Raw genomic sequence first — 19,502 nt, 5'->3', positions numbered from 1 at the left:
TCCTCCCTTTGATCTTCTCGGGTCAGTTGGTTTCGAAGGCGACAGGCAAGGACTTGAGCCCGCCGACGAAATTGGTCTCGATGTAGCGCGGGGCCCCGGTCAGCCGGACGGCGGTGAGATGCGGCAGCAGCTCTTCGTAGAGAATGCGGATTTCCAGCTTCGCGAGGTGCTGGCCCAGGCACATGTGCGGGCCGGAACCGAACGCCAGGTGGCGGTTGGGCTTGCGCGCCAGATCGAACGCGCCGCCATCGGGGAACATGCCCTCGTCCCGGCTCGCCGAAGGATAGGACAGCATCAGCCGCTGACCCTTGCGGATCGTGATCCCTGCCACTTCGGCATCCTCGATCGCGGTGCGGGTGAAGTGGCGCACCGGTGCCGCCACCCGGATCGCTTCATCCACGAACGTCGGGATCAGCGAAGGATCGGCCTTCAGCCGCGCGAACTGATCGGGGTTCTCGCAGAGCGCCTTCATCCCGGTCGCGGTGGTCGATGACGTGGTGTCATGGCCGGCGGTGGCGATGGTGATGTAATAGCCGTTGGCGAAGAAATCCGAGATCGGCTCGCCGTCCACTTCGGAATTGGCGATCACGCTCATCAGGTCGTCGCGCGGGTTGGCGCGGCGATCACGGGTCATCGGGGTGAAATAGTCGTAATAATCCTGGATCACCCGGTGGAACTGGCGCGCGGCCATGTCGGCGGTGATCTCCAGATCGTCACGCTGTTCCTCGCTGTCCTTGAAGCCGAAAAATTCCTGCGTCAGCTTGAGCATCCTGGGCAGGTCGCTGTCGGGTACGCCGAACATGCTCATGATGACGCGCAGCGGATATTCCAGCGCGAAGTCCTTGACGAAATCGATCTCGCGCGGGCCCGCCAGCAGCTTCGCCACGGTATCCCGGGCGATCGCCCGGACATCGGCTTCCAGCTTGTTGACCCGGGCCGGCGTGAAATAGGGCGTTGCGATCGCCCGCAGCGCCTTGTGATCGGGGTTGTCCATGTGGGTCAGCGCGGCGACGACCTGGCAGGTGCCGTTGTTGACCTCCTTCAGGAAGGCATCGTCGGCCTGCGGATTGAAGATTGGGTTGTCGACCATGTTGAGGAACACGTCGGCCCGGCGCTCTACCGCCACGACATCGGCATAGCGGCTGATGATCCAGATCGGATCGTAGCCCGGCAGGCTGGCCCAGCCGATCGGCCGGTTCGCGCGCATCCACGCCAGCGCTTCGAAGAAGGCCGGTTCATCGGCGCACAAGTTGGCGTTGACGACCTTGGCGGCAATCTCTTCCGGGATATGCAGCTCTTGCGGGCCGAAGGTTTCGAGCACGGTTGCCATGAATTGAAGCCTCAGAAAGTAAGGACGGGCTTGACGACGAGGCCGCTGAGCTGGTCGTCGATGGCCTGGTTGATCTGGTCGAACGGGTATGTCCGCACGAGCTTGCCGAGCGGCATGCGCCCGGCTTCCACGTGGGCGAGGAGTTCGGGGATGAACGTGTCGGGATCGGTATCGCCCTCGATCACGGCTTTCAGCGTCACGCCGCTGGCAAGGAAGCCGAGCAGGTTCGTGGAGAACGTCGCCTCCGGGTTCTTGGGCACGCCCAGGAACGCCATCTCGCCATGCCCGGCCAGTGAGGCAAGGGCGGCGCTGACCACCGCGTCCACCGCCGTCGTCTCGACCACATAGTCCACGCCGCGCGCGACGATGGCGCGGATCGCTTCGGCGATGTCACCGGCAGCGGGATCGATCGCTTGGGTTGCGCCCACTTCGAGCGCCAGCGCGCGGCGCGCGGCCACCGGTTCGACGACGATGATCGGATCGCAACCCGCTACCACCGCGCCCATGACGGCGCTCAGCCCGACCGAACCGGCCCCGAACACGGCTATCGCCCGGCCCGGCTTCGCGGCAAGCGAGCGCAACACCGCACCCGCGCCGGTCTGCACCCCGCAACCGAGCGGCGCGGCCAGCGCGAGGTCGGCCCCGTCGTGGACCTTCACGGTGTTCTGCTCCAGCGCGATGGCATAGCTGGCGAACGAGGACTGCGCGAAGAAGTGGCCGCTGACGGGCTCTCCCCCGCAGCACAGCGTGGGGCTGCCGTCGGCGCGGCGGCCGGAGTAATTGATGGCCATGCCGTTTTCGCAATAGGCCACATCACCGCGCGTGCAGTTGGTGCACTGGCCGCAATAGCCGACCGTCAGGACAACCTTGTCCCCGGGCTTCACCTTGGTGACGCCCGGCCCGACCCGTTCGACCACGCCGGCACCTTCATGGCCCAGCACCACCGGCATCTGCACCGGCAGCGACTGGTTGCGCGCGGCAATGTCGCTGTGGCACACGCCGACGGCTTCGATCCGCACCAGCACTTCACCGGCCTGCGGTTCATCCAGTTCAAGCTGTTCGAGCGAAAAGTCCTGCTTGGGTTCACGCGCGACTGCGGCCGTAATCTGCATAGCCGTTCCTTCATCCTGTCCTGTGGTGGGGCGCGGAGGCGGGGAGAGAGGTCGCCCCCGCGCCGGTTGCCGTCAGTCGCCCAGAAGCGCCGTGACGGTCTTGGTCTCGGTGTAGTTGAGCACGCCCTCTTCGCCGACTTCGCGGCCCCAGCCCGATTCCTTGAACCCGCCGAACGGGGCGGAAGGATCGTTCATGCCGTGCGTGTTGATCCACACGATCCCGGCCTGAAGCCGGCGCGCCACGAGATGCGCGCGGCTGAGATCGCGGGTCCAGATATTGGCGGCGAGGCCATAGCGGGTGTCGTTGGCGGTGCGGACCACTTCGTCGGCGTCAGTGAACGGGGTGGCCACCAGCACAGGGCCGAAAATCTCCTCGCGCACCACGGCGCTGTCGGGCTGGGTGTTGTGGAAGATGGTCGGCTCCACGAAATAGCCGCTGTCGAGCCCCTTCGAGCCGCCCAGCAACAGCTCGTTACCGGCCGCCTTGCCCTTTTCGATGTAGCCGAGCACGCGGTCCTGCTGCGCGCGGCTGACCAGCGGGCCGATCATCGTCTGCGGATCGCGGCCGTTGCCCAGCTTGAAGGTCTTGGTGACCTCGATGATGGCATCCATCAGCTTGTCGTAGATCGACTGCTCGACATAGAGGCGCGAGGCGGCAAGGCAGACCTGGCCGGAATTGAAGAAGATCGCGAGCGCCGCGCCGACCGCCGCCTTCTCGATATCGGCATCGGCGAAGATCAGCGACGGTGATTTGCCGCCCAGTTCCAGCGTCACCCGCTTGAGATCATTGGCACAGGTGCGCACGATGTCCTTGCCGACGCGGGTCGAGCCGGTGAAGGCGATCTTGTCGACGCCGGGATGTTCGACCAGCGCCTGCCCGGCGATATGGCCATAGCCGGTGATGACGTTGACGACGCCTTCGGGCACGCCGGCCTCCAGGCACAGTTCGGCCAGGCGCAGCGCGGTCAGCGGGGTGACCTCGGAAGGCTTGAGCACCATGGCGCAGCCGGCGGCCAGCGCCGGGGCCAGCTTCCACGCCGCCATCGCCAGCGGGTAGTTCCACGGCACGATCAGGCCGACGACGCCGATCGGCTCGTGCACGGTATAGGAGTGATACTGCCGGCCATCGCCCGAGATCGGATTGACGGTGCCGCCCAGCCGCGCGCACCAGCCCGCCATGTAGCGAAAGATCTCCGCCGCCGCCGGCACATCGACCGCCTTGGCATGCTCAACCGCCTTGCCGTTGTCGAAGCTTTCGAGCAGCGCCAGCTCGTCGGCGTTTTCCTCGATCTTGCGGGCGATCGTTTCCAGCAGACGCGCCCGGTCGAGCGGGCGCATGCGCGACCAGGCCGGGCTTTCGAACGCCGCCCGCGCCACACGCACCGCGCGATCGACATCTTCGGCCCCGCCGGCGTCCACATGGGCGAAGACGCGGCCGGTGGCGGGATCTTCCACCGCGATCGTTTCGCCCGATGCCCCGGCCACCCACGCACCGCCAATCAGCATCCGGCCCGACGGCAGGTTCGGCAATGCGACCTCAGGGCGCTCGATGGTGTCGGACTGGTGCATGGTCATCTCCCGCTCCGGGCGGCCTTATGCCTGCAGGCAGCGGCGCGCGCTCGAATACTCCGTATTGCGTATACGCAGTTTTTAGTGTGATGGGGAAACGATGACAAGTGGCAAAAATGTAACTAGAGCCAAGCTATGAAGATGGGGGAATTGGAGCGGCGCACCGGCGTGAACCGGGAGACGATCAGGGTGCTGATCAGAAAGGGCCTCGTGCCCCCGCCGGACAAGCCGAAGGCCACCGTGGCCTTTTACAACGAAGAACATGTCCGGGCGGTGCAGGCGGTGCGCAACCTCCAGCGCGAACACCAGGTCACGCTGGACCAGATGAGTTCGATCCTGCGCGGCGAATCGCTCAAGAAGCGGCTCGAAGCGCCTGCGTTCCAGCATCTCGAAGAACTGGTGGCCGCACGCTTCGGCGAGGATGACCGGACCATCCTGGTCCAGTCGCTGGCTCAGACCAACGCCTATGCCCAGCGTGACGCCGCCGGCCTTGCCGCACTGGGGGCGATCGAAATCATGGAAACGCCCGAGGGCTCGGCGGTCAGCTATACCGACGCCAGCCTGATCCGTATCTGGGAACGGATGCGCGAAGCGGGCTACGAGGAAACCACCAATTTCTTCCCAGTGGTGCTCGATCACTATACCAAGTCGGCCGATTATCTCGCCTACGCCGAAGCCACCCGCTTCATCCGCCGCACCGAAGGGCTGGTCGGCGAAGAGGAAGCGGCCGACATGCTGCGCATCGGCCTGCCGCTGATGCTCGACTTCTTCGGCATCCTGCGCATGAAATACTTCATGCGCTACCTGGCGGCTGCGCAGGCCGGCACGCTGGACGCGCTACCCAAGCCGGTGCTGGACAAGCCGGGGGCGGCGGGCCCGGCACCGAAGCGGGCAGGAAGATCGGGGAACCGGAAATGAGGGCGGGCCAGTAATCAACTTCATCATCCCCGACTTGATCCGGGATCCCGCTTTGCGTCAAACACAATGCAAAACAAGCGGGGCCCCAGATCAAGTCCGGGGCGACGAAATAAAGTCTATCTGAGCCTTAACAATTCACTCCGGTGGGGCGACTGATTCTCACCGGCTCTGGCGACTTTCTTATACCGAGGTGCGTTAATCTCAATCCATAGCTTCACATCGTCATTGCGAACCCGCGAAGCGGGTGAAGCAATCCAGGGCGGCGTAAACCGTCCTGGATTGCCGCGCGCCCTGCGGTCGCTCGCAAAGACGAAGTAAAGGAGATGAGCCGCTCATTGTGAGCTTTGGTATTAGGCTTTCAACGGCAACAGACCGGCACCAGCACTCCGGCCCGCTCCAGCGCCAGCCGCACCGCGTGCAGCAGCACGATCGACACGGCCATCCCCACCAGCGCAGCGCTGACGGCCCCGGCCGTCGAAGGGGGGAGCACCCGGCTCATCGGCCACTGGGCCAGGCTCATCGCCACCAGCATCCCCACGAAAAGCGCGGCAATCAGCAGGGCCTGCCCGCACATCGCCGCGCAGCGCCGCGCGGGCGTCGGGGCCATCGGCTTGGTGCGCCGGAAGCAGAACACCACCACCGCCAGCATCAGCATGGAAGTCGCCGGCAGCAGGGTGAAATGCACCGCCAGCTTGGCCGGCAGGTTCCATGGTGACTGGCCGCAGATCGCCTGCATCTCGCGGTAAGCCCATGCCCCGTCGAGGCGAATGCCGAGCAGAGTACCGGACAGGCACAGGCCGAGATCGCGCAACAGCCGCCCGCCCTCGCCGCGAAGCGCGACGGCCGGGTAAGCGGTACTGGCAAGGTTGATGGACAGGATGCGCCTTTCCGATGCGATGCAATAGCCGCGCCCTAGCAGCGGCCTATCCGTGCGGCGTTGACCTTGCGCAATCACTGCGCCGATTTCAACGCCTCGCTGCCGCGCCGCCGGGATCGGTCTGGCATGCCTCGCTGGCGAAGGCCCTGATCTGCTCGGCCGATTGCTGCGCCAGCCAGGTCCGGCGCTCCGCCAGATCACGCGCGGCGATCGCCTCGTTGCGCTGCTGCTCGGCGGCGATCCGCTCGCGCTCGGCGATGCGGGCGTTGTGGAGAGCGATCAGCGACAGTGCGCTGAGGGCGACGATCAGCACCAGCGAAGCGACGGTATAGATCGCCGCGAAGGTCCGCCGGCGGCGCTGCTCGCGATCGTTGAGGCGATCGAACGGCACCCCCAGCATCCCGGCGATCAGCTTGAGCTTGACCACCCGCTTGCCGAGCACCTGCAGGTCCGGGGCCAAGGGCTCCAGCGGCCGCGAACGGTCGCTCGCCCCGGCGGCGTCCACCTCCCACAACAGGGCATCGGGAAAACAGCCGTCTTCGCCCTCCCCCGGAACGCCGCCGGCGATCACCGCGAAGACCGGGGCATCGGGGTTCAGTCGCTTGAAGGTGCGCACTTCGTTATCGACCCATTGCGACGCGCGCGCCGCCGGAGAACACACCACCACCAGCGCGCGCGAGCGGGCCAGCGCGTCTTCCAGCTTGGGGCCGAGCTGGGCTGCACCCGCCAGTTCGTCCTCATCACGGAACACCGGCGTCAGCCGCGCCGGCACGGTGCCGTAATCACCCTCCAGGCCGACAAGCGCGCGCGGCACGCGATAGGATTCGATCGCCTTGTGCAGCCACCGCGCCACCGCCATGTCGCGGTGGCTGTAGCTGATGAAGGCGGCATATCTGCTCTGTTCCACCCGGCCTTTCGCCAGATCGGCCAGGTGCGTGCCCAGCGCCGCCAGCGCCTGCCCCGGCCCGAGGGGATTGCCGGAACTCGGCCGAGTGGCGTAGTCTGCGCCCGATTGGTCCGAGGGGAAGGAGTCTGCCATGAATTGGTTCCTACAGCGCGTCGCGATAATGGCAGGCGGGGTGGCTTTGGCGGGCATGCCCGCACCGGCATTCGCGGCAGACGACCCGGCCCCGGCCAACGACCCGGCGGTCGATCCGTTCGCCCAGGCGATGGCCGCGCGCAGTGTGGCCGATTATGCCCGGCGCACGAAGGACCCTTATGCGATGATCACCGCCGCGCGGATGCTCGCCGAAATACCGGTCAGCGATGGCGATACCGCAGCAGGGGCCGAGGCGTCGTTTTCGCCCAAGGCGCTCTATGCCGAAGCGCGGGTGCTGGCGGATGGCGACGCCACCTTGCTGGAACAGATCACCGTTGCCGAATCGGTCGCCCGGCGCGGGGTCATGACTTCGGCATTCGGCAGCGGGCTGGTCCGCCGCGTGCTCAGCGTCGATCCGCGCGGGGCCTATCAGTTCAGCCTGGACGCGAAGGGCGGCGAAACGCTGCGCCTGGGGGCGATCGGCTCTCCCGGCACCAGCCTGCTGATCCGCATGGTCGACAAATCGGGCAAGGTGGTGTGCCTTGACGATCACGGCGATTACGCCCCGGTTTGCCAGCTCAAGCCCAAGGCGAATGCGCGCTACCGGGTCGATATCCTCAACAAGAGCCCCGCCAAGAGCCAGACAGTGGTGCTCAGCAACTGAGTCCTGCGCGGTTGGGCCCGGCGCGGTTCGGGGCTCCGTCACGGCCCGGTGAACAGCTCGTTGATCGACAGCCCGCCACCGCCCGCCAGCACTTGCCGCACCGGCTCCACCACCCGCGCGGCCAAGCGCTGGTTGTCGATGCTGGCCAGCAGCGTCCTGAGCGCGGTGGGCGGCTGCGCGGTAACCAGCGCGACGACATGGTCCGCCCCGTAAGGCGCGACCGCGGCGGTCGATACCACCGGCAGCGTGCCGTCCGGCCCCAGCCGGCCCTCCCCGTCCTGCGGTGATGCCGGGTAGAGCGTCTGGACCGTCCCGTCCGATGCCAGGTTGAACACCGTGGCATAAAGCGGTGCCGTGCTCGCCGCGCCGCCATCGTACTGCAGCGCCAGATCGACATGCTCGCCCGGAGCGTAGCGCGTACCGTTGGGCTTGGGACCGACGGTCACGCGCACTTTCTTTTCGTTCATCAGGGCATCGAGCCGGGCGATGGCGTTCCACTTTTCCACCACGCCGCGCAGCACGCCGGGCGAAGTGACATCACGGGCGACCACATCGCCGGTGCGCCAGAAAACCTGGCCATCATCGCTGTTCCAGATGAAATCGGCCTGATCGCGGGTGGCCGCCAGCCGCCAGGGCACATTGCCGCCCGCCGAGAGCGCGGTGGCACCCTGCCCGGTAACGTAAAGCCCGGGAAGCGCGACGCCCGCCGGCGGCTTGAGCCGCGCCGGAGTGACGAACAGCACGGCGTCACCCTCTCCGGCAACATAGGCGGTGTTCGGCTTCTGCAACTGGCTGGACAGCGAGCGGACGCGGCCATCGAGATAGACGCCCATCTCGCTCACGCTGACCTTGCCGTCATGATCGAGATCGGCGGTCGCGGTCTTGCTGTCCGTCGGCGACTGCCGCAGCCCTTGCTCGAACGCATAGGTCAGCACCCCGCGCCACGGCGCACCGGAGGCGGGGAGCATCGATTCCTGCGCAAGCTGATCGTCCTGCGCCGCGCCGATGAAGACGAGATTGGGAAGGTCCGCCCGATCGACCGGCGCGATGGTCCGCACCGCCCCGGCGGCGGGGGGCAGCACCGAGGGGAAACGCGGTGCCGGGCGGCCGACCAGCTTGAAATCGTCGCGGCTGCCGCGCAGCGCCATCCGGGGCACGAAGCGCGAGGCGGCGGGATCGACAGCGCGGTTCATCGTTCCCGAATGGCAAGTGTCGGCGATCATCAGGATCATCACGTCCGGCGGAATATACCGGGCCATCCAGGCGTAGAAATCCTTGTCGACGATGAACCGCTCGGTGTCCTGCGCATCGGGATCGAACCCCGCCAGCGGGATGAACTGGTCGTAATCGCCGTCCGCCGTGCCCTTCACCGCCGCTTCCGCCTCGGTCCCGTGGCCGGCATAGTAGAACACGATCCAGTCCCCCGGCTTCGATCGCAGGCCCAGTGCATGGAGCGCGGTTTCCACGCTGGTGCGGGTGACCTGATCGTTGCGCAGCACGGTCACGTCCTTGGCCCCCTGGCTGCGCACGATCGCCTCCATCGCCGGCAGATCGTTGGCCGGGCCTTCGAGGTCCTGGAACATCGGGTTGCCATACTGCCAGACCGCCGCCAGCAGCGCGCGGGTCTCTGCCCGGGCGGTCGTGCCGGTGGCGGACAGGGCCAGCGCGCCAAGCGACAGACCGGCCCGCCAAAGTGCTTTTCTGAACACAGCCCACCCCCGTTTGAATTGGTTCAATATATTCGCTTGATGGTCAATTCTGCAGCATATACTAACCACTGTTGTCCGCGCAATTACAGGATGGACAGGGGCACTGACATGACATGGGGTAAGGCTGCCGCCGGCGCGTTTTTCATGGCCGCAATTTGCCACACGGCCGTATACGGCGCGGCGACCAAGACGAGCGCCGCCCCATCGCCCGATACGACCACGCCCGAACAGACTACCGCGCCCACCCATACACGCGGGGTCAAGATCCTGCGCAATGCGCCGCAGGGTTCCGCCAAGGAAGGGATCGCCGATCCGGCTCCGGCACCAGCGCCACAACCCGTGCCCCCCCAGCCAGCGCCGCCTCTCCCCGCGCCTCCGGCCCCCGAGCCGGAGCCGCCCACGGTGCAGACCTGCGAACGGCCGTTTGCCCGCGCCCAGGTGACCGACGATGCCAGCCCCGCTTTTACCACCGCCCTGCGCAAGCAACTGACTAAGAAGTCGGCATCGGTGGTTGTCAACATGGCCCAGCCGTTCCCGGTCAACGATCCGACGCCGGCCGAACTGGTGCCGTGGCTCAATCAGGTCAAGGCGTCGGGCGGGATCGTCTCGGTCAAGCAGTATTGCCAGGTCAGCCGGGGGTTCTTCTCGTTCCTGCGCGGGTTGTTCAAGCAATCGACGCAGGACCCTTATGCCGCGGCTAACGGCTATGACGTGGTCATGCACGTCGACGGGCTGGTCGGAGAGGTCACCCAGGTCGAATTCAAGCTTCGGGCACCGCAATGAGCGAGCGCCCGGAAGCGGGCGCGGAGCCGGACGGGGTGCTCGGATCGATGCTGGGCCCGATGGCCCGAACCGTTCTGCGCCTGACCCTGCTGATGCTGGTCGGACTGGTCGCCATGGCCGCCCCGGCGCAGGCCAGGGAACCCCGGATCGCGCTGGTCATCGCCAATGGTGCCTATACCCAGTTCGATCCGCTGGGGGCGACCGGGGTGGACGGCGATCGCGTCGCCTCGGCGCTCAACGCCGCCGGCTTTGCCGATGCCGGCGCGGAGGGCGCGGTTCAGGTGCGCCGAGATCTCAACCTTGAGCAGATGACCGCCGCGATCGCCGCGTTCAAGGCGAAGCTTGCCGCCGCCGGGCCAGATGCTTTCGGCGTGCTCTACTATTCGGGTCACGGCGCGGCGCTCAGCACATATGGCGATGTCATGATGCTGCCGGTCGATGCCGGGCGCACGCTCGACACCGGCACCACCAGCCTGACCCGCGCTGCGCTGACCAAGGCGCTGCTCGGCTCGGGTGCGAAGAATGTGCTCATCATCCTCGACATGTGCCGCAACGTGCTGGTCGAGCCGCCGCTTCAACCGGTGGTACCGCCACCCGGCGGCGAAACCGCTCGCCCCGAAGCCGCCGCAGCGGGAGAGATCGGCCCTGACGGAACCAAGGGCCTGCGCCGTCTGGTGCGCCAGTCCGACGTGCAGTTGCGTCCCGATCAGGGCTACCTCGTCGCCTTCTCTACCAGCGCCGATCAGTTCGCGTTCGACAACGGCGTTTTCTCGCGCATCCTGGCGGAGGAAATGCGCCGGCCGCAGCAGAACATCGCCGATGCGCTCAAGCGCACGTCGGACCGGGTCGCGCTGGCGGCGATGAAATCGGATCGCAATTTCCAGAAGCCCACGTTCGATTATGGCCTGCAGGGCGAGCCGCCCTGCTTCGTCAGTTGCAGCGCCGGGGGCAGCGGCCGCTTCTATGACTGCGCCAACTGCCCCTACATGCGCATCGTGCCGGCGGGGAATGCCTTCATCGGATCGCCCGGCAGCGAACCCGGGCGCGGCAGCGACGAGCCGCTCCAGCGCGAACACCCGATCCCGCATGGGTTTGCCATGGGCGTCTACGAGGTGACGGTGGCCGAATGGCGCGCCTGCGTGCGCGACAAGGCGTGCCGCGCGGTGCAGGACTGGTCGAAGGAGAACCCCAACCCGCTGATCCCGGTCACGGGGCTCGACTATGCCGATGCGCAGGCGTTCGTGGCGTGGCTTTCGGTCCAGTCCGGCCTGCCCTATCGCCTGCCGACCGGGGCGGAGTGGGAATATGCCGATCGCGGCGGCACCGGCACCGCCTTTCCCTGGGGCGACGAGATTACCCCCAGTGAAGCCAACTACGATCAGACCGCCAGCTACCGGGGTTCCACCACCGCGCCCTATCGCGGCTATCCCGAGGCGGTGAATGCCTATCCGCCGAACGCCTTCGGGCTCTATCAGATGAACGGCAACGCCTGGGAAATCACCGCCGATTGCGGCAATGCCCCCTGCTCCGCCCATCTGGCGCGGGGCGGCTCGTTCCAGAGCACGCCGGCAGAACTGCGCTCGGCCAACCTGTTCGCCGTGTCCGACACCAAGCGGCGCGGCGACATGGGGCTGCGGGTGGTGCGCGATCTGCGTCCGGACGAGGCGGGCAACTGAATGACGATGCATAACAAGAAAAGAGAGGATGGAGGAATGAGACCCCCGTATCTGCGAACCCGTGCGCTGACCGCCGCGACGGCCATCGCCGCGCTTGCCCCGGTCACGTCCGTGGCGAAAACCTATACCTGCGTGCTCCAGCCCGGCGTGACCCAGTGCCCGGCGGCGCAAGGCTATGTCTCGGCCGAGCCGCGCTACGGCAGTCCCAATTCGATGCCGGTGCAGAACGCGCAAGTCTCGCTCGACCTGTTCGATGTCCAGCCAGAAGGCGCGGACGTATTCACTCCCGAAGGCGATTCCGACACGATCGGCGGCACCTTCACTTATGGCAAGGCGGGGTACCAGAAGAACCAGCGGTTCGACGGACACTACCAGCACGCCCGGCGCATCGGCGAAGGTTCGCGGGCGCGGTTCCTGCTTGATGTGCCGATCAGCGTGAACCACGTCGATGGCTACAAGGTGATCTTCAAATTCCCCGGCGGCGGGGAATCGAGCCCGATCCCTTATGGCGGCGCTACGGCTGTCTATGGCACCATCAATGCCGGCGTCGAACTGCCGGTTTCGCAGAACTTCCTGATCACCCCGCGCGTCGGTTACAGCAACCTCCAGGCGGGCGAATATTTCTCCCATGACGCGGAACTGGTCTCCGGTTCGGTCACCGCGCGGTATCGACTGCCGCAGGTCGGGCGGGGCGATCTGATCCTGGGCGGCATGGCGGCCTATTCGCACACACTGGACACGTTCCTGTCAAAGCAGCCGTTCTACATGAAGGCCGATTACTGGACCTTGCGCGGTGGCCTGGCCTACCAGTTGCCGCTGAAGGCGCGCATGTTCGGCCGGCAAAGTTCGCTGCGCGCCAGCTACGTGTTCACCCGCCTCACCGGCGAGCCGTTCATGCCGTACAAGTCGATCCACGAAGCCGGGTTCAGCATGGGCGTGCGTGCCCGCGAGGCCGAGCAGAAGAGCCGCTTCGACCAGATGCGCGCCGGCCTGCTCTATACCCATGCCGACAACCGCTTTGCCGACAAGGCGGGCTACGATTCGCTGACGCTGACGCTGGGATACCGTTTCTAGGACGCCGCACATATCAGGGGGGCACAATGCGCACAGGGCACATCACCGCAGCCATGGCACTGACGCTGGCGGGGGCCAGTATCAGCGCCATGGCGCAGGACACCAGCAGTCCCGCCGACGCGCAACCAGCGGCGGCGGCGGATCAGGAGGTCTACCCCACCGGGCTCCAGCCGCTTTCGCCCGAAAGCTATCGCAAGCTGCCCAAGCTGGGGAAATTCCGCGCCTGGCTGCCCAAGGCGGTCGACCTGTCGCCGCTGTTTCCGGCTCCGGGCAACCAGACCCCGTTCCCCAACTGCACCGCCTGGGCCACCGCCTATGCCGGGGTCGGCTATCTTTCGGGCGTGCAACTGGGCCGCCGGCCCAGCGGTGCCAACGAGATCCCCAGCCCCACATACGTCTATGATCGCATTCGTCCGCAAGGATCGGACTGCAAGGTACCGACCCGCATCGTCGATGCGCTGTCGCTGCTCAAGGACGAAGGGGCGGCTTCGCTGGCAGATTTCCCCAACGATCCGTCGAAATGCGCGGTGGCGGGGGCGGACATGCTGGGGCGTTCTTCCGCGCTCAAGCTTGACGGGTGGCGCGCGGTCGATCGCGAAAGGCCGGATGACTGGCAAAGCCCGGTCATCATCGACGATATCAAGGGCGCGCTGTTCCGCAAGGAACCGGTGGTCTTCACCATGCCCGCACTGACCGACTTCGAGAAGTTTCGCGGGCCGGGCACCTATTCGCACCTCCAGCGCGAAGACCATAATTGGCACGCGATGACACTCGTAGGCTATGACGAGGACCGCCAGGCGTTCCGCGCCATAAACAGTTGGGGCCGCACCTGGGGCGATGGCGGGTACATCTGGATCGGCTACGATACGTTCAAGCGTATGGTTGCCGAAGCCTATGCGCTGCAACAGGCACCGGGCCAGTCGGCCGCTACCGGCCCCGATCGGCGCACGCCGCTGCAGGTGTTCAACGATGCGGTGACCAACCTGCCCTGCGGCACCGTGCAGCTCGAACCGGTGGCGGGCAAGCTGACCCTGACCGGGTTCGCCGGTGACGAAGCTGCGCTGCAAACGCTGCGCGATGCCCTGACGCGTGCCTATCCCGCTGCCAAATGGGACGTTGATCTTCACCGCTGGCCGCAGTGCGAAGCGGAAAGCACGCTGGCCACGGCGATCCGGGCCGGCGGGGTGCAGTTGCAGGTGCAATCCGAGGCCGGCGTGGTCAAGCCGGGCGATCCGGTGGTGATGACCAAGGGCGACCGTTTCACCCTGCGCGCCGCCACCACTGCCGCCCGGCCGTTGCTCAGCATCATCTACCTGCAGAACGATGGCAGCGCGGTGGAGCTTTATCGCGGCAAGCCCGGCGTCAACGGCGCACGCCAGCGGGCGGTGGTGATCGGCAACGGCGAGCCGGAGGGCATGCAGTTCGAGGTTTCGCCGCCTTATGGCTCCGAAATCCTGCTCGCCATCGCATCCAATGCGCCGCTGTTCGGCAACGCCATGACGACTTACGAGACCGAGCGCGAGTTCCTGTCCACCCTGCGCACCCAGCTTGCCGGAGCCGCACCGGGCACGGTCGCGGCTGCGGTGGTCCGCCTGCAGACGCACGAATAGGCGGGCGCGATGGCCGCGCATGCGCCAGACGCAGGCCGGAGCTGGCGCTGGCCGGCCACCCGCGCCTGGCTGGCCCTGCGCGCGCCGCTGCGGCTGCCGCTGATCCGGCAGCGAGGCGATCATCTGGTCGTCGTCGGCAGCGGCATGCTCGCGCGGCTGATCGTCCGCGCAGAACTGGCAGCAGGCGGCAGCGTGGTGCTGTGGGCCGATCCCGCCGATCCAGCCTGGGCGCGTGCGGCAGCAGGGGCAGGCGCGGCGGTGGTGCCGCTGGACGATGCCGAGCACACGGTCACCCGCCTTGGGCTCGATCGCGCCCGCGCGGTGCTGCTGCTGAGCGATGACGATGATCGCGATATCGACCTTGCCGGGCTGGTCCTGGCACAGGCCGCGCGCAGCCGCCCGGCGGGTGATCCGCTGGCGGTGATCGCGGGCGCGTCCGGCGAACCGGCGCGCGAGCGGCTGCGCGCCCTGGCCGCCGACGTCCCGCGCGCGATCGCCTCGGCCCGCGCCATCGCGCTCGACGATCTGGCCGCCCGCCAGGTGTTCATCGACCATCCGCTCGACCGCTTCCGCCACCACGGCCGGAAAGAGCGGGTGGTGTTCCTGCTCGGCGGATCGGCGGCGCTGCTGCGCTATGCCCGGCGGATGGCGGCCGGGGGCCACTTCCGCGACGGTGCGCGCCCGCGCCTGATCTTCGCCGGTCCACTCGACGGCCAAGCCGATGTGCCGCCGGGAGCCTTGGTCGAACCCCTGCCCGACGGAGCCGAAGGCTTTGCCCAACTCGTCGCACGCCACGGCGATCCCGTGCTGGTGGGGATCGATTGCGCCAAGGCGAGCGATGCCATGGCATTGGCCCATGCCGTGACGGAGCATTACCGCGCCGCCGATCGCCCTGCACCGCCGGTACTGGCGCGCGTGGCGGAAGCGGAGGCCGAGGGCCAGTGGCCGGACAGCGCGATGTTGCGCCGCTTCGGCACCCTCGAACAGTTCGCCCGTCCCGACATGCTGCTTCAGGAACGCCACGATGCGCTCGCCCGCTCTATCCACGAATTCTATCTCGAAGGCCGGCTGACCGACGGCGAACGCATCGGATCGCGCGCCTCGCTGGAAGAATGGGACGACCTGCCCGAAAGTTTTCGCGACGATAACCGGCTGGTCGCCGATTGCTACGAACTCAAGCTGCGCGATCTGGGCGCGCGGGTGATCGAGGCGGCGGGAACGCCGCTGCAACTTGCCCCCGGCGAACTGGAAGACATGGCCCGGGCGGAACACGAACGCTGGATGGCCGCCAAACTGGCCGATGGCTGGTTCTACGCCGCCACGCGCGACGACGACCGGCGTCTCCATCCCGATATCGTGCCTTACGATGCGCTGCACGATCGGATCAAGGACCTGGACCGCGAACAGGTGCGGGTCATGCTGCGGCTGCTGGCGCGGTCGGGCCGATGCCCCCAGCGCGCGCTGCTGATCGCCATCGAACCCGGTGCAGATCCAGCGACCACCTCGACATTAGCAGCGATGGAGCAGGTCATCGCGGCAATCCAGGTGCACTATCCCGACCGTGTGCCGATCCTGAGCGGGCGACTGGACGATGCCGGCAGCCGCGCGCTGCTGATGGCTTGGCCGGGCGCAGTGCGCGTGGTCGTGACCGGCAATGCCGATCGCCTGCTGTCCGTTATGCCTGCCGACGAAGCCCAAGCCGCACACGCGCTGCTGCTCCGCGCCGATAGCGTGATCGGCGTGGACCCGCCCGGAGACCCGCTGACGGTGCTGCGCGCCGGGGCGGAACTGGCGATCGTCATCGGCGCGGCGCAGACCCCGCTACCTGCCGTTCGCATCGAGGCCCGCAGCGGCAAGGTTTCCACGCCATGGTCCTGACCCGCGCGATGCAGGCCTGCAAGGGCATCGGCACCGGCGTCTGGCTGGTCTGGCACGGGTTCTGCGGCTTTGCCCGGACGGTGTCGACCCGCGATCCGCTGGCCGAGGCCGGGCTGGGCGAAGCGATGGCGCGGTTCGTGTGGGGGCCGGTCGTCACGCTGATCGGCTTGGCCGTGCTGACCGGGGTGATCGCGGGCGTCGCCGCCGGGCAAGTGCTGCAGGTCTACAACGTGCCGCTGCTCATCATCGCCGCCCTTGCCGATGCGCTGATGCGCCAGATTCTGCCACTGGTCGTCGGCGTGTTCGCTTCGGGCAGCGTGTCGGTCGAACTCGCATCACGCCTCGGGGCGCTATCGCTCGCGCGCGAAGTGGATGCGCTGGAGGCGATGGGGCACGATCCGGTGCCGCGCCTGCTGGGCCCGCCGATCATCGCGGTGTTGCTGGCCAGCCCGGTCCACATGCTGATCGCCGCCCTCTCCGCGCTCACAGGAGCGGCCATCGCGTTGCACCTGGGGGCGAACCTTGCCTATCACACCTTCACCCAGATCGCGCTGACCGGTCAGACCGGACACGCGCTGCTGATCGGCATGGGCAAGGCGCTGTTGTTCGCCACGATCGCGCTGATGGTAGGGGCGACGGTCGGGGCGAAGCCGGTGCGGGCACCGGCCGAGATCGGTCGCCATGCCGGACGGGCGTTCACCACCGGGCTGCTGGCGATCTTCGCCGCCGCCAGCCTCTGGGCAGTGCTGGCATGAGCGACGCGGCCGTTCTGGGCTTCTCCGCCGTCTCGCTGGTGATCGGCGCGCGGCGGCTGTTCGATCGGCTCGACCTGTGCCTGGGCCGGGGCGAACGGGCGGCGATCATCGGGCCGAGCGGGACGGGAAAGTCGGTCATCCAGCGCCTTGCCATCGGGATGACGCCGCCGCTCACCGGCTCCGTGGCGCTGTTCGGCGAAGACCTCGGGGCCCTGCCCGCTGCGGCGCAGCGGCGTTTGCGCGGTCGCTGCGGCATGGTGTTTCAGGGCGGCTCGCTGATCGGCAGCCTGTCGGTAGAAGACAACCTCTGGCTCGCGCTGGACGCGGCCCCGGCGGCGCGCAAGCGGTTGCGGCGGCGGATCGACCGGGCGCTGTTCGATTTCGGCATCGAACATGCCGCGCCGATCATTGCCGGGAACCTGTCGGAAGGTGAACGGAGGCGGGTGGAACTCGCGCGCGCCTTCGTGCGCGATCCCGAACTGCTTATCCTCGACGAACCGCTCGTCGGCCTGCGTGCCGATGCCGATGCCATCGAAGCGGTGCTGGCCCGGCAGATCATCGCACGCGGCCGGGCGCTGCTGCTGCTGACGCAGGACCGTGGGCTGGCCCACCGGCTGTGCGAACGGGTGCTGCTGCTGGAGAACGGTGTGCTGGTTCAACAGGACGGAGCGGACGTGGCACCCTTCGCCAGCGCCTGAACAAACGCCCCGACCGCGCCCTCAACCGCCGCTTCGAAGCCGCGCGCCCGGTCTGTCGCCGTGGAACCGGCGATCGGCGCGTTTGCGCAGTAACTGCCGGTCCGGACCACCTTGCCCCCCGCCACCACGCTCGCCTCGAACCCGACCCGTGCCTGCGCCACACCCGGCGCGGAGACTTCCTCGAAGTGAGTGAGGATGGCGATCACGCGCATGTCTGCCGCAACCGGCGCTTCGGGCCCGGTGACCACGGCGTAGCGACCGCGCAACCCGCTCACCAGCGCCCGCTCGATCAGGCGCGGCGGCGGTTCCTCCCAGAACAGGCTGGCCGCCTGGTTGATCTCCGCCGGTCTTGCCGGATCGACATAGGCATAACGCTGCACCGCCAGCGCCCCGCCCGCACGCACCGGAGAAACCGTTACCGATCCGGCCAGGACCGGAGCGCCGTCCCCGGCGAACGCGGGGGCAAGGCGCATGGTCACCGGCGCATCGGCCTTGCCCATCATCGCGCAGCCGGACAGCAGGGCCAGCGCCGCAAGGCCGGTCAGCATCCGCATCACTTGCCCCTCTCCAGTCCCGGCGGGTCGGCATATTTCTGCCCCCGCACCGCATAAGTCGGATCGGCGGCGAGCCGCTCGGTCAGGGTGTTGAGATTGGCGGTCATCTGGCTGAGGTTGGCGGTGGCTTCGACCAGCGATGCCGACGCGCCTTCGAGCATCTGGTTCGCCTGCGCCGCGCTGCGCGCGGTCTGATCGACCAGCACGCCGACGCCGACCCGGTTATCGCCGACGATGCCGTTGGCGTTCTGCAGGATGCCGTTGACCGAGCGCACGTCTACCTCGGCCATCCGCCCCGTCATCCGCTTCACGTTGCCCAGCGTCAGCGCGATATCGCCGCGCCCCGGCGAGAAACTGCTGTCCAGCCGCGAACTGAGCGAATTGAGCGCCGCCAGCGTCTGCGTGGCATTGTCCGCCACTTGCGCCATGCTGGCACCGCCGCCACCTTCGCCACCCAGTATCACCTGCAGCCGCTGCGCCATCTGGTTTGCGGACCGCGCGACGTTGGCGGCTTCGTTGACCGCCATCGTCGTGCTGGCGATCAGATCGGGCGCGCGGCGGCAGGCGGGGAAGGCATCGGCGTCGCGATCGAGCAGCGGCACGACCGCACAATCGCGCAGCGCCATCTGGTTGCGGCAGCTTGCGGTAGTGGCAGCGTCCGCCTTTTCCAGCGCGACGATTTCGATCGAAGGCGCGGTGAACGGGTTGGCGGCACCGGCCAGAACATAGGTGCAACCGGTCGGCTGCCAGTCGCGACGGACGTCGAGCCGGACGCGAAAGTTGCGCGTGGCGGGATCGAGATCGACCGATCGGACCTTGCCCAGCTCGATCCCGCGAAAGGAGACCGGGGTGCCCGGATCGATACCGGCGACGTTATCGAGCGTGGTCGCAATCGCGCGGGTGCGGAAGAACGGATCGGGCACGAAAGCGAGAATCCCGACGACCAGCAGCGTCAGCACGCAAGCGCCGATGCCCCACTTAATCTGCGCTTTCGGATCTGGTCCCACGCCCCCTCCAACAGAAGACATGTTCGCGACGCGAGCGCCCGTCTGTCAAGGAAAATCGGGTAATTCTGCGACGTTCAGGGCGCGCATGACGTGGCCAGCAGGCACGTTCCCTCGCGTGCGAACTGCACCTCGCCCAGCGCCATCGCCAGTGCGCAGCCACCGGGTGCCACGTCCTGACCGGCGACGGTCAAGCTGCCCTCGCGCGGGATCACCAGCACAGCGCCGGGATAGCGGGCCATCAGCGCCGCA

At 67.4% G+C, this 19,502-nt stretch carries 17 protein-coding genes; 9 read left to right on the top strand and 8 right to left on the bottom strand.

Annotation, left to right across the window (positions count from 1 at the left end; translation table 11 throughout):
- Window positions 1-22 precede the first annotated feature (22 nt).
- The 3 genes from IE122_RS13410 to IE122_RS13400 all read right to left on the bottom strand — a co-directional run bounded on the left by IE122_RS13410 (window position 23) and on the right by IE122_RS13400 (window position 4,011).
- Window positions 23-1,330 carry a cytochrome P450 gene (locus tag IE122_RS13410; protein WP_189621689.1) on the bottom strand — a complete coding sequence of 436 codons (1,308 nt, stop codon included), beginning with the start codon at window positions 1,328-1,330 and terminating at the stop codon, window positions 23-25.
- A gap of 11 nt (window positions 1,331-1,341) precedes the next feature.
- Window positions 1,342-2,442, bottom strand: a complete 1,101-nt coding sequence (locus tag IE122_RS13405) for an NAD(P)-dependent alcohol dehydrogenase (protein WP_189621688.1) — start codon at window positions 2,440-2,442, stop codon at window positions 1,342-1,344.
- A gap of 72 nt (window positions 2,443-2,514) precedes the next feature.
- Window positions 2,515-4,011, bottom strand: a complete 1,497-nt coding sequence (locus IE122_RS13400; RefSeq protein WP_229814157.1) for an aldehyde dehydrogenase family protein — start codon at window positions 4,009-4,011, stop codon at window positions 2,515-2,517.
- Window positions 4,012-4,146: 135 nt separating this feature from the next.
- Between IE122_RS13400 and IE122_RS13395 the strand changes: the two genes are divergently transcribed.
- Window positions 4,147-4,929 (top strand): MerR family transcriptional regulator, encoded by a 783-nt coding sequence (locus IE122_RS13395; RefSeq protein WP_189621687.1) that lies wholly within the window; start codon window positions 4,147-4,149, stop codon window positions 4,927-4,929.
- Between the two features lie 358 nt (window positions 4,930-5,287).
- On the opposite strand, the gene IE122_RS13390 is transcribed toward IE122_RS13395, so the two are convergent.
- A complete protein-coding gene (locus IE122_RS13390) occupies window positions 5,288-5,884 on the bottom strand; it encodes a hypothetical protein (RefSeq protein WP_189621686.1) in 597 nt (198 codons plus the stop codon).
- Between the two features lie 10 nt (window positions 5,885-5,894).
- Window positions 5,895-6,845 (bottom strand): toll/interleukin-1 receptor domain-containing protein, encoded by a 951-nt coding sequence (locus tag IE122_RS13385; RefSeq protein ID WP_189621685.1) that lies wholly within the window; start codon window positions 6,843-6,845, stop codon window positions 5,895-5,897.
- Here IE122_RS13385 and IE122_RS13380 point away from each other — a divergent pair.
- On the top strand, window positions 6,844-7,509 hold the full coding sequence (locus tag IE122_RS13380) for a hypothetical protein (protein WP_189621684.1): 666 nt from the start codon (window positions 6,844-6,846) through the stop codon (window positions 7,507-7,509). The two genes, IE122_RS13385 and IE122_RS13380, sit on opposite strands and share 2 nt — an antisense overlap.
- Window positions 7,510-7,547: 38 nt before the next feature.
- On the opposite strand, the gene IE122_RS13375 is transcribed toward IE122_RS13380, so the two are convergent.
- Window positions 7,548-9,218: a caspase family protein gene (locus tag IE122_RS13375; RefSeq protein WP_229814155.1), complete on the bottom strand. Its 1,671-nt coding sequence runs from the start codon at window positions 9,216-9,218 to the stop codon at window positions 7,548-7,550.
- Window positions 9,219-9,326: 108 nt separating this feature from the next.
- On the opposite strand from IE122_RS13375, the gene IE122_RS13370 reads away from it, so the two are divergent.
- The 7 genes from IE122_RS13370 to IE122_RS13340 are packed head-to-tail and all read left to right on the top strand — an operon-like array spanning window position 9,327 to window position 17,692.
- Complete coding sequence (locus IE122_RS13370) at window positions 9,327-10,001, top strand: hypothetical protein (RefSeq protein WP_189621683.1); 675 nt, start codon at window positions 9,327-9,329, stop codon at window positions 9,999-10,001.
- Complete coding sequence (locus IE122_RS13365) at window positions 9,998-11,677, top strand: SUMF1/EgtB/PvdO family nonheme iron enzyme (protein ID WP_229814152.1); 1,680 nt, start codon at window positions 9,998-10,000, stop codon at window positions 11,675-11,677. The genes IE122_RS13370 and IE122_RS13365 overlap by 4 nt, the downstream gene beginning before the upstream one ends.
- A gap of 36 nt (window positions 11,678-11,713) precedes the next feature.
- Window positions 11,714-12,751, top strand: a complete 1,038-nt coding sequence (locus IE122_RS13360) for a hypothetical protein (protein WP_189621682.1) — start codon at window positions 11,714-11,716, stop codon at window positions 12,749-12,751.
- 26 nt (window positions 12,752-12,777) lie between these two features.
- A complete protein-coding gene (locus IE122_RS13355) occupies window positions 12,778-14,361 on the top strand; it encodes a C1 family peptidase (protein WP_189621681.1) in 1,584 nt (527 codons plus the stop codon).
- A 9-nt stretch (window positions 14,362-14,370) separates the two neighbouring features.
- On the top strand, window positions 14,371-16,239 hold the full coding sequence (locus IE122_RS13350; RefSeq protein ID WP_189621680.1) for a RyR domain-containing protein: 1,869 nt from the start codon (window positions 14,371-14,373) through the stop codon (window positions 16,237-16,239).
- Window positions 16,230-16,994: an ABC transporter permease gene (locus IE122_RS13345; RefSeq protein WP_189621679.1), complete on the top strand. Its 765-nt coding sequence runs from the start codon at window positions 16,230-16,232 to the stop codon at window positions 16,992-16,994. Before IE122_RS13350 ends, IE122_RS13345 begins: the two co-directional genes overlap by 10 nt.
- Window positions 16,991-17,692 carry an ATP-binding cassette domain-containing protein gene (locus tag IE122_RS13340; protein WP_189621678.1) on the top strand — a complete coding sequence of 234 codons (702 nt, stop codon included), beginning with the start codon at window positions 16,991-16,993 and terminating at the stop codon, window positions 17,690-17,692. Before IE122_RS13345 ends, IE122_RS13340 begins: the two co-directional genes overlap by 4 nt.
- Here the strand turns inward: IE122_RS13340 and IE122_RS13335 are convergent.
- Together IE122_RS13335 and IE122_RS13330 are read right to left on the bottom strand one after the other, a co-directional pair.
- On the bottom strand, window positions 17,650-18,246 hold the full coding sequence (locus IE122_RS13335; RefSeq protein ID WP_189621677.1) for an ABC-type transport auxiliary lipoprotein family protein: 597 nt from the start codon (window positions 18,244-18,246) through the stop codon (window positions 17,650-17,652). The genes IE122_RS13340 and IE122_RS13335 overlap by 43 nt on opposite strands.
- Complete coding sequence (locus IE122_RS13330) at window positions 18,246-19,253, bottom strand: MlaD family protein (protein ID WP_229814150.1); 1,008 nt, start codon at window positions 19,251-19,253, stop codon at window positions 18,246-18,248. Before IE122_RS13330 ends, IE122_RS13335 begins: the two co-directional genes overlap by 1 nt.
- Window positions 19,254-19,502: the final 249 nt, after the last annotated feature.

Origin of the sequence: Novosphingobium colocasiae (genome assembly GCF_014652555.1) — a bacterium.
Lineage (GTDB): Bacteria > Pseudomonadota > Alphaproteobacteria > Sphingomonadales > Sphingomonadaceae > Novosphingobium > Novosphingobium colocasiae.
This window is presented reverse-complemented; position numbering and strand designations above follow the sequence as displayed.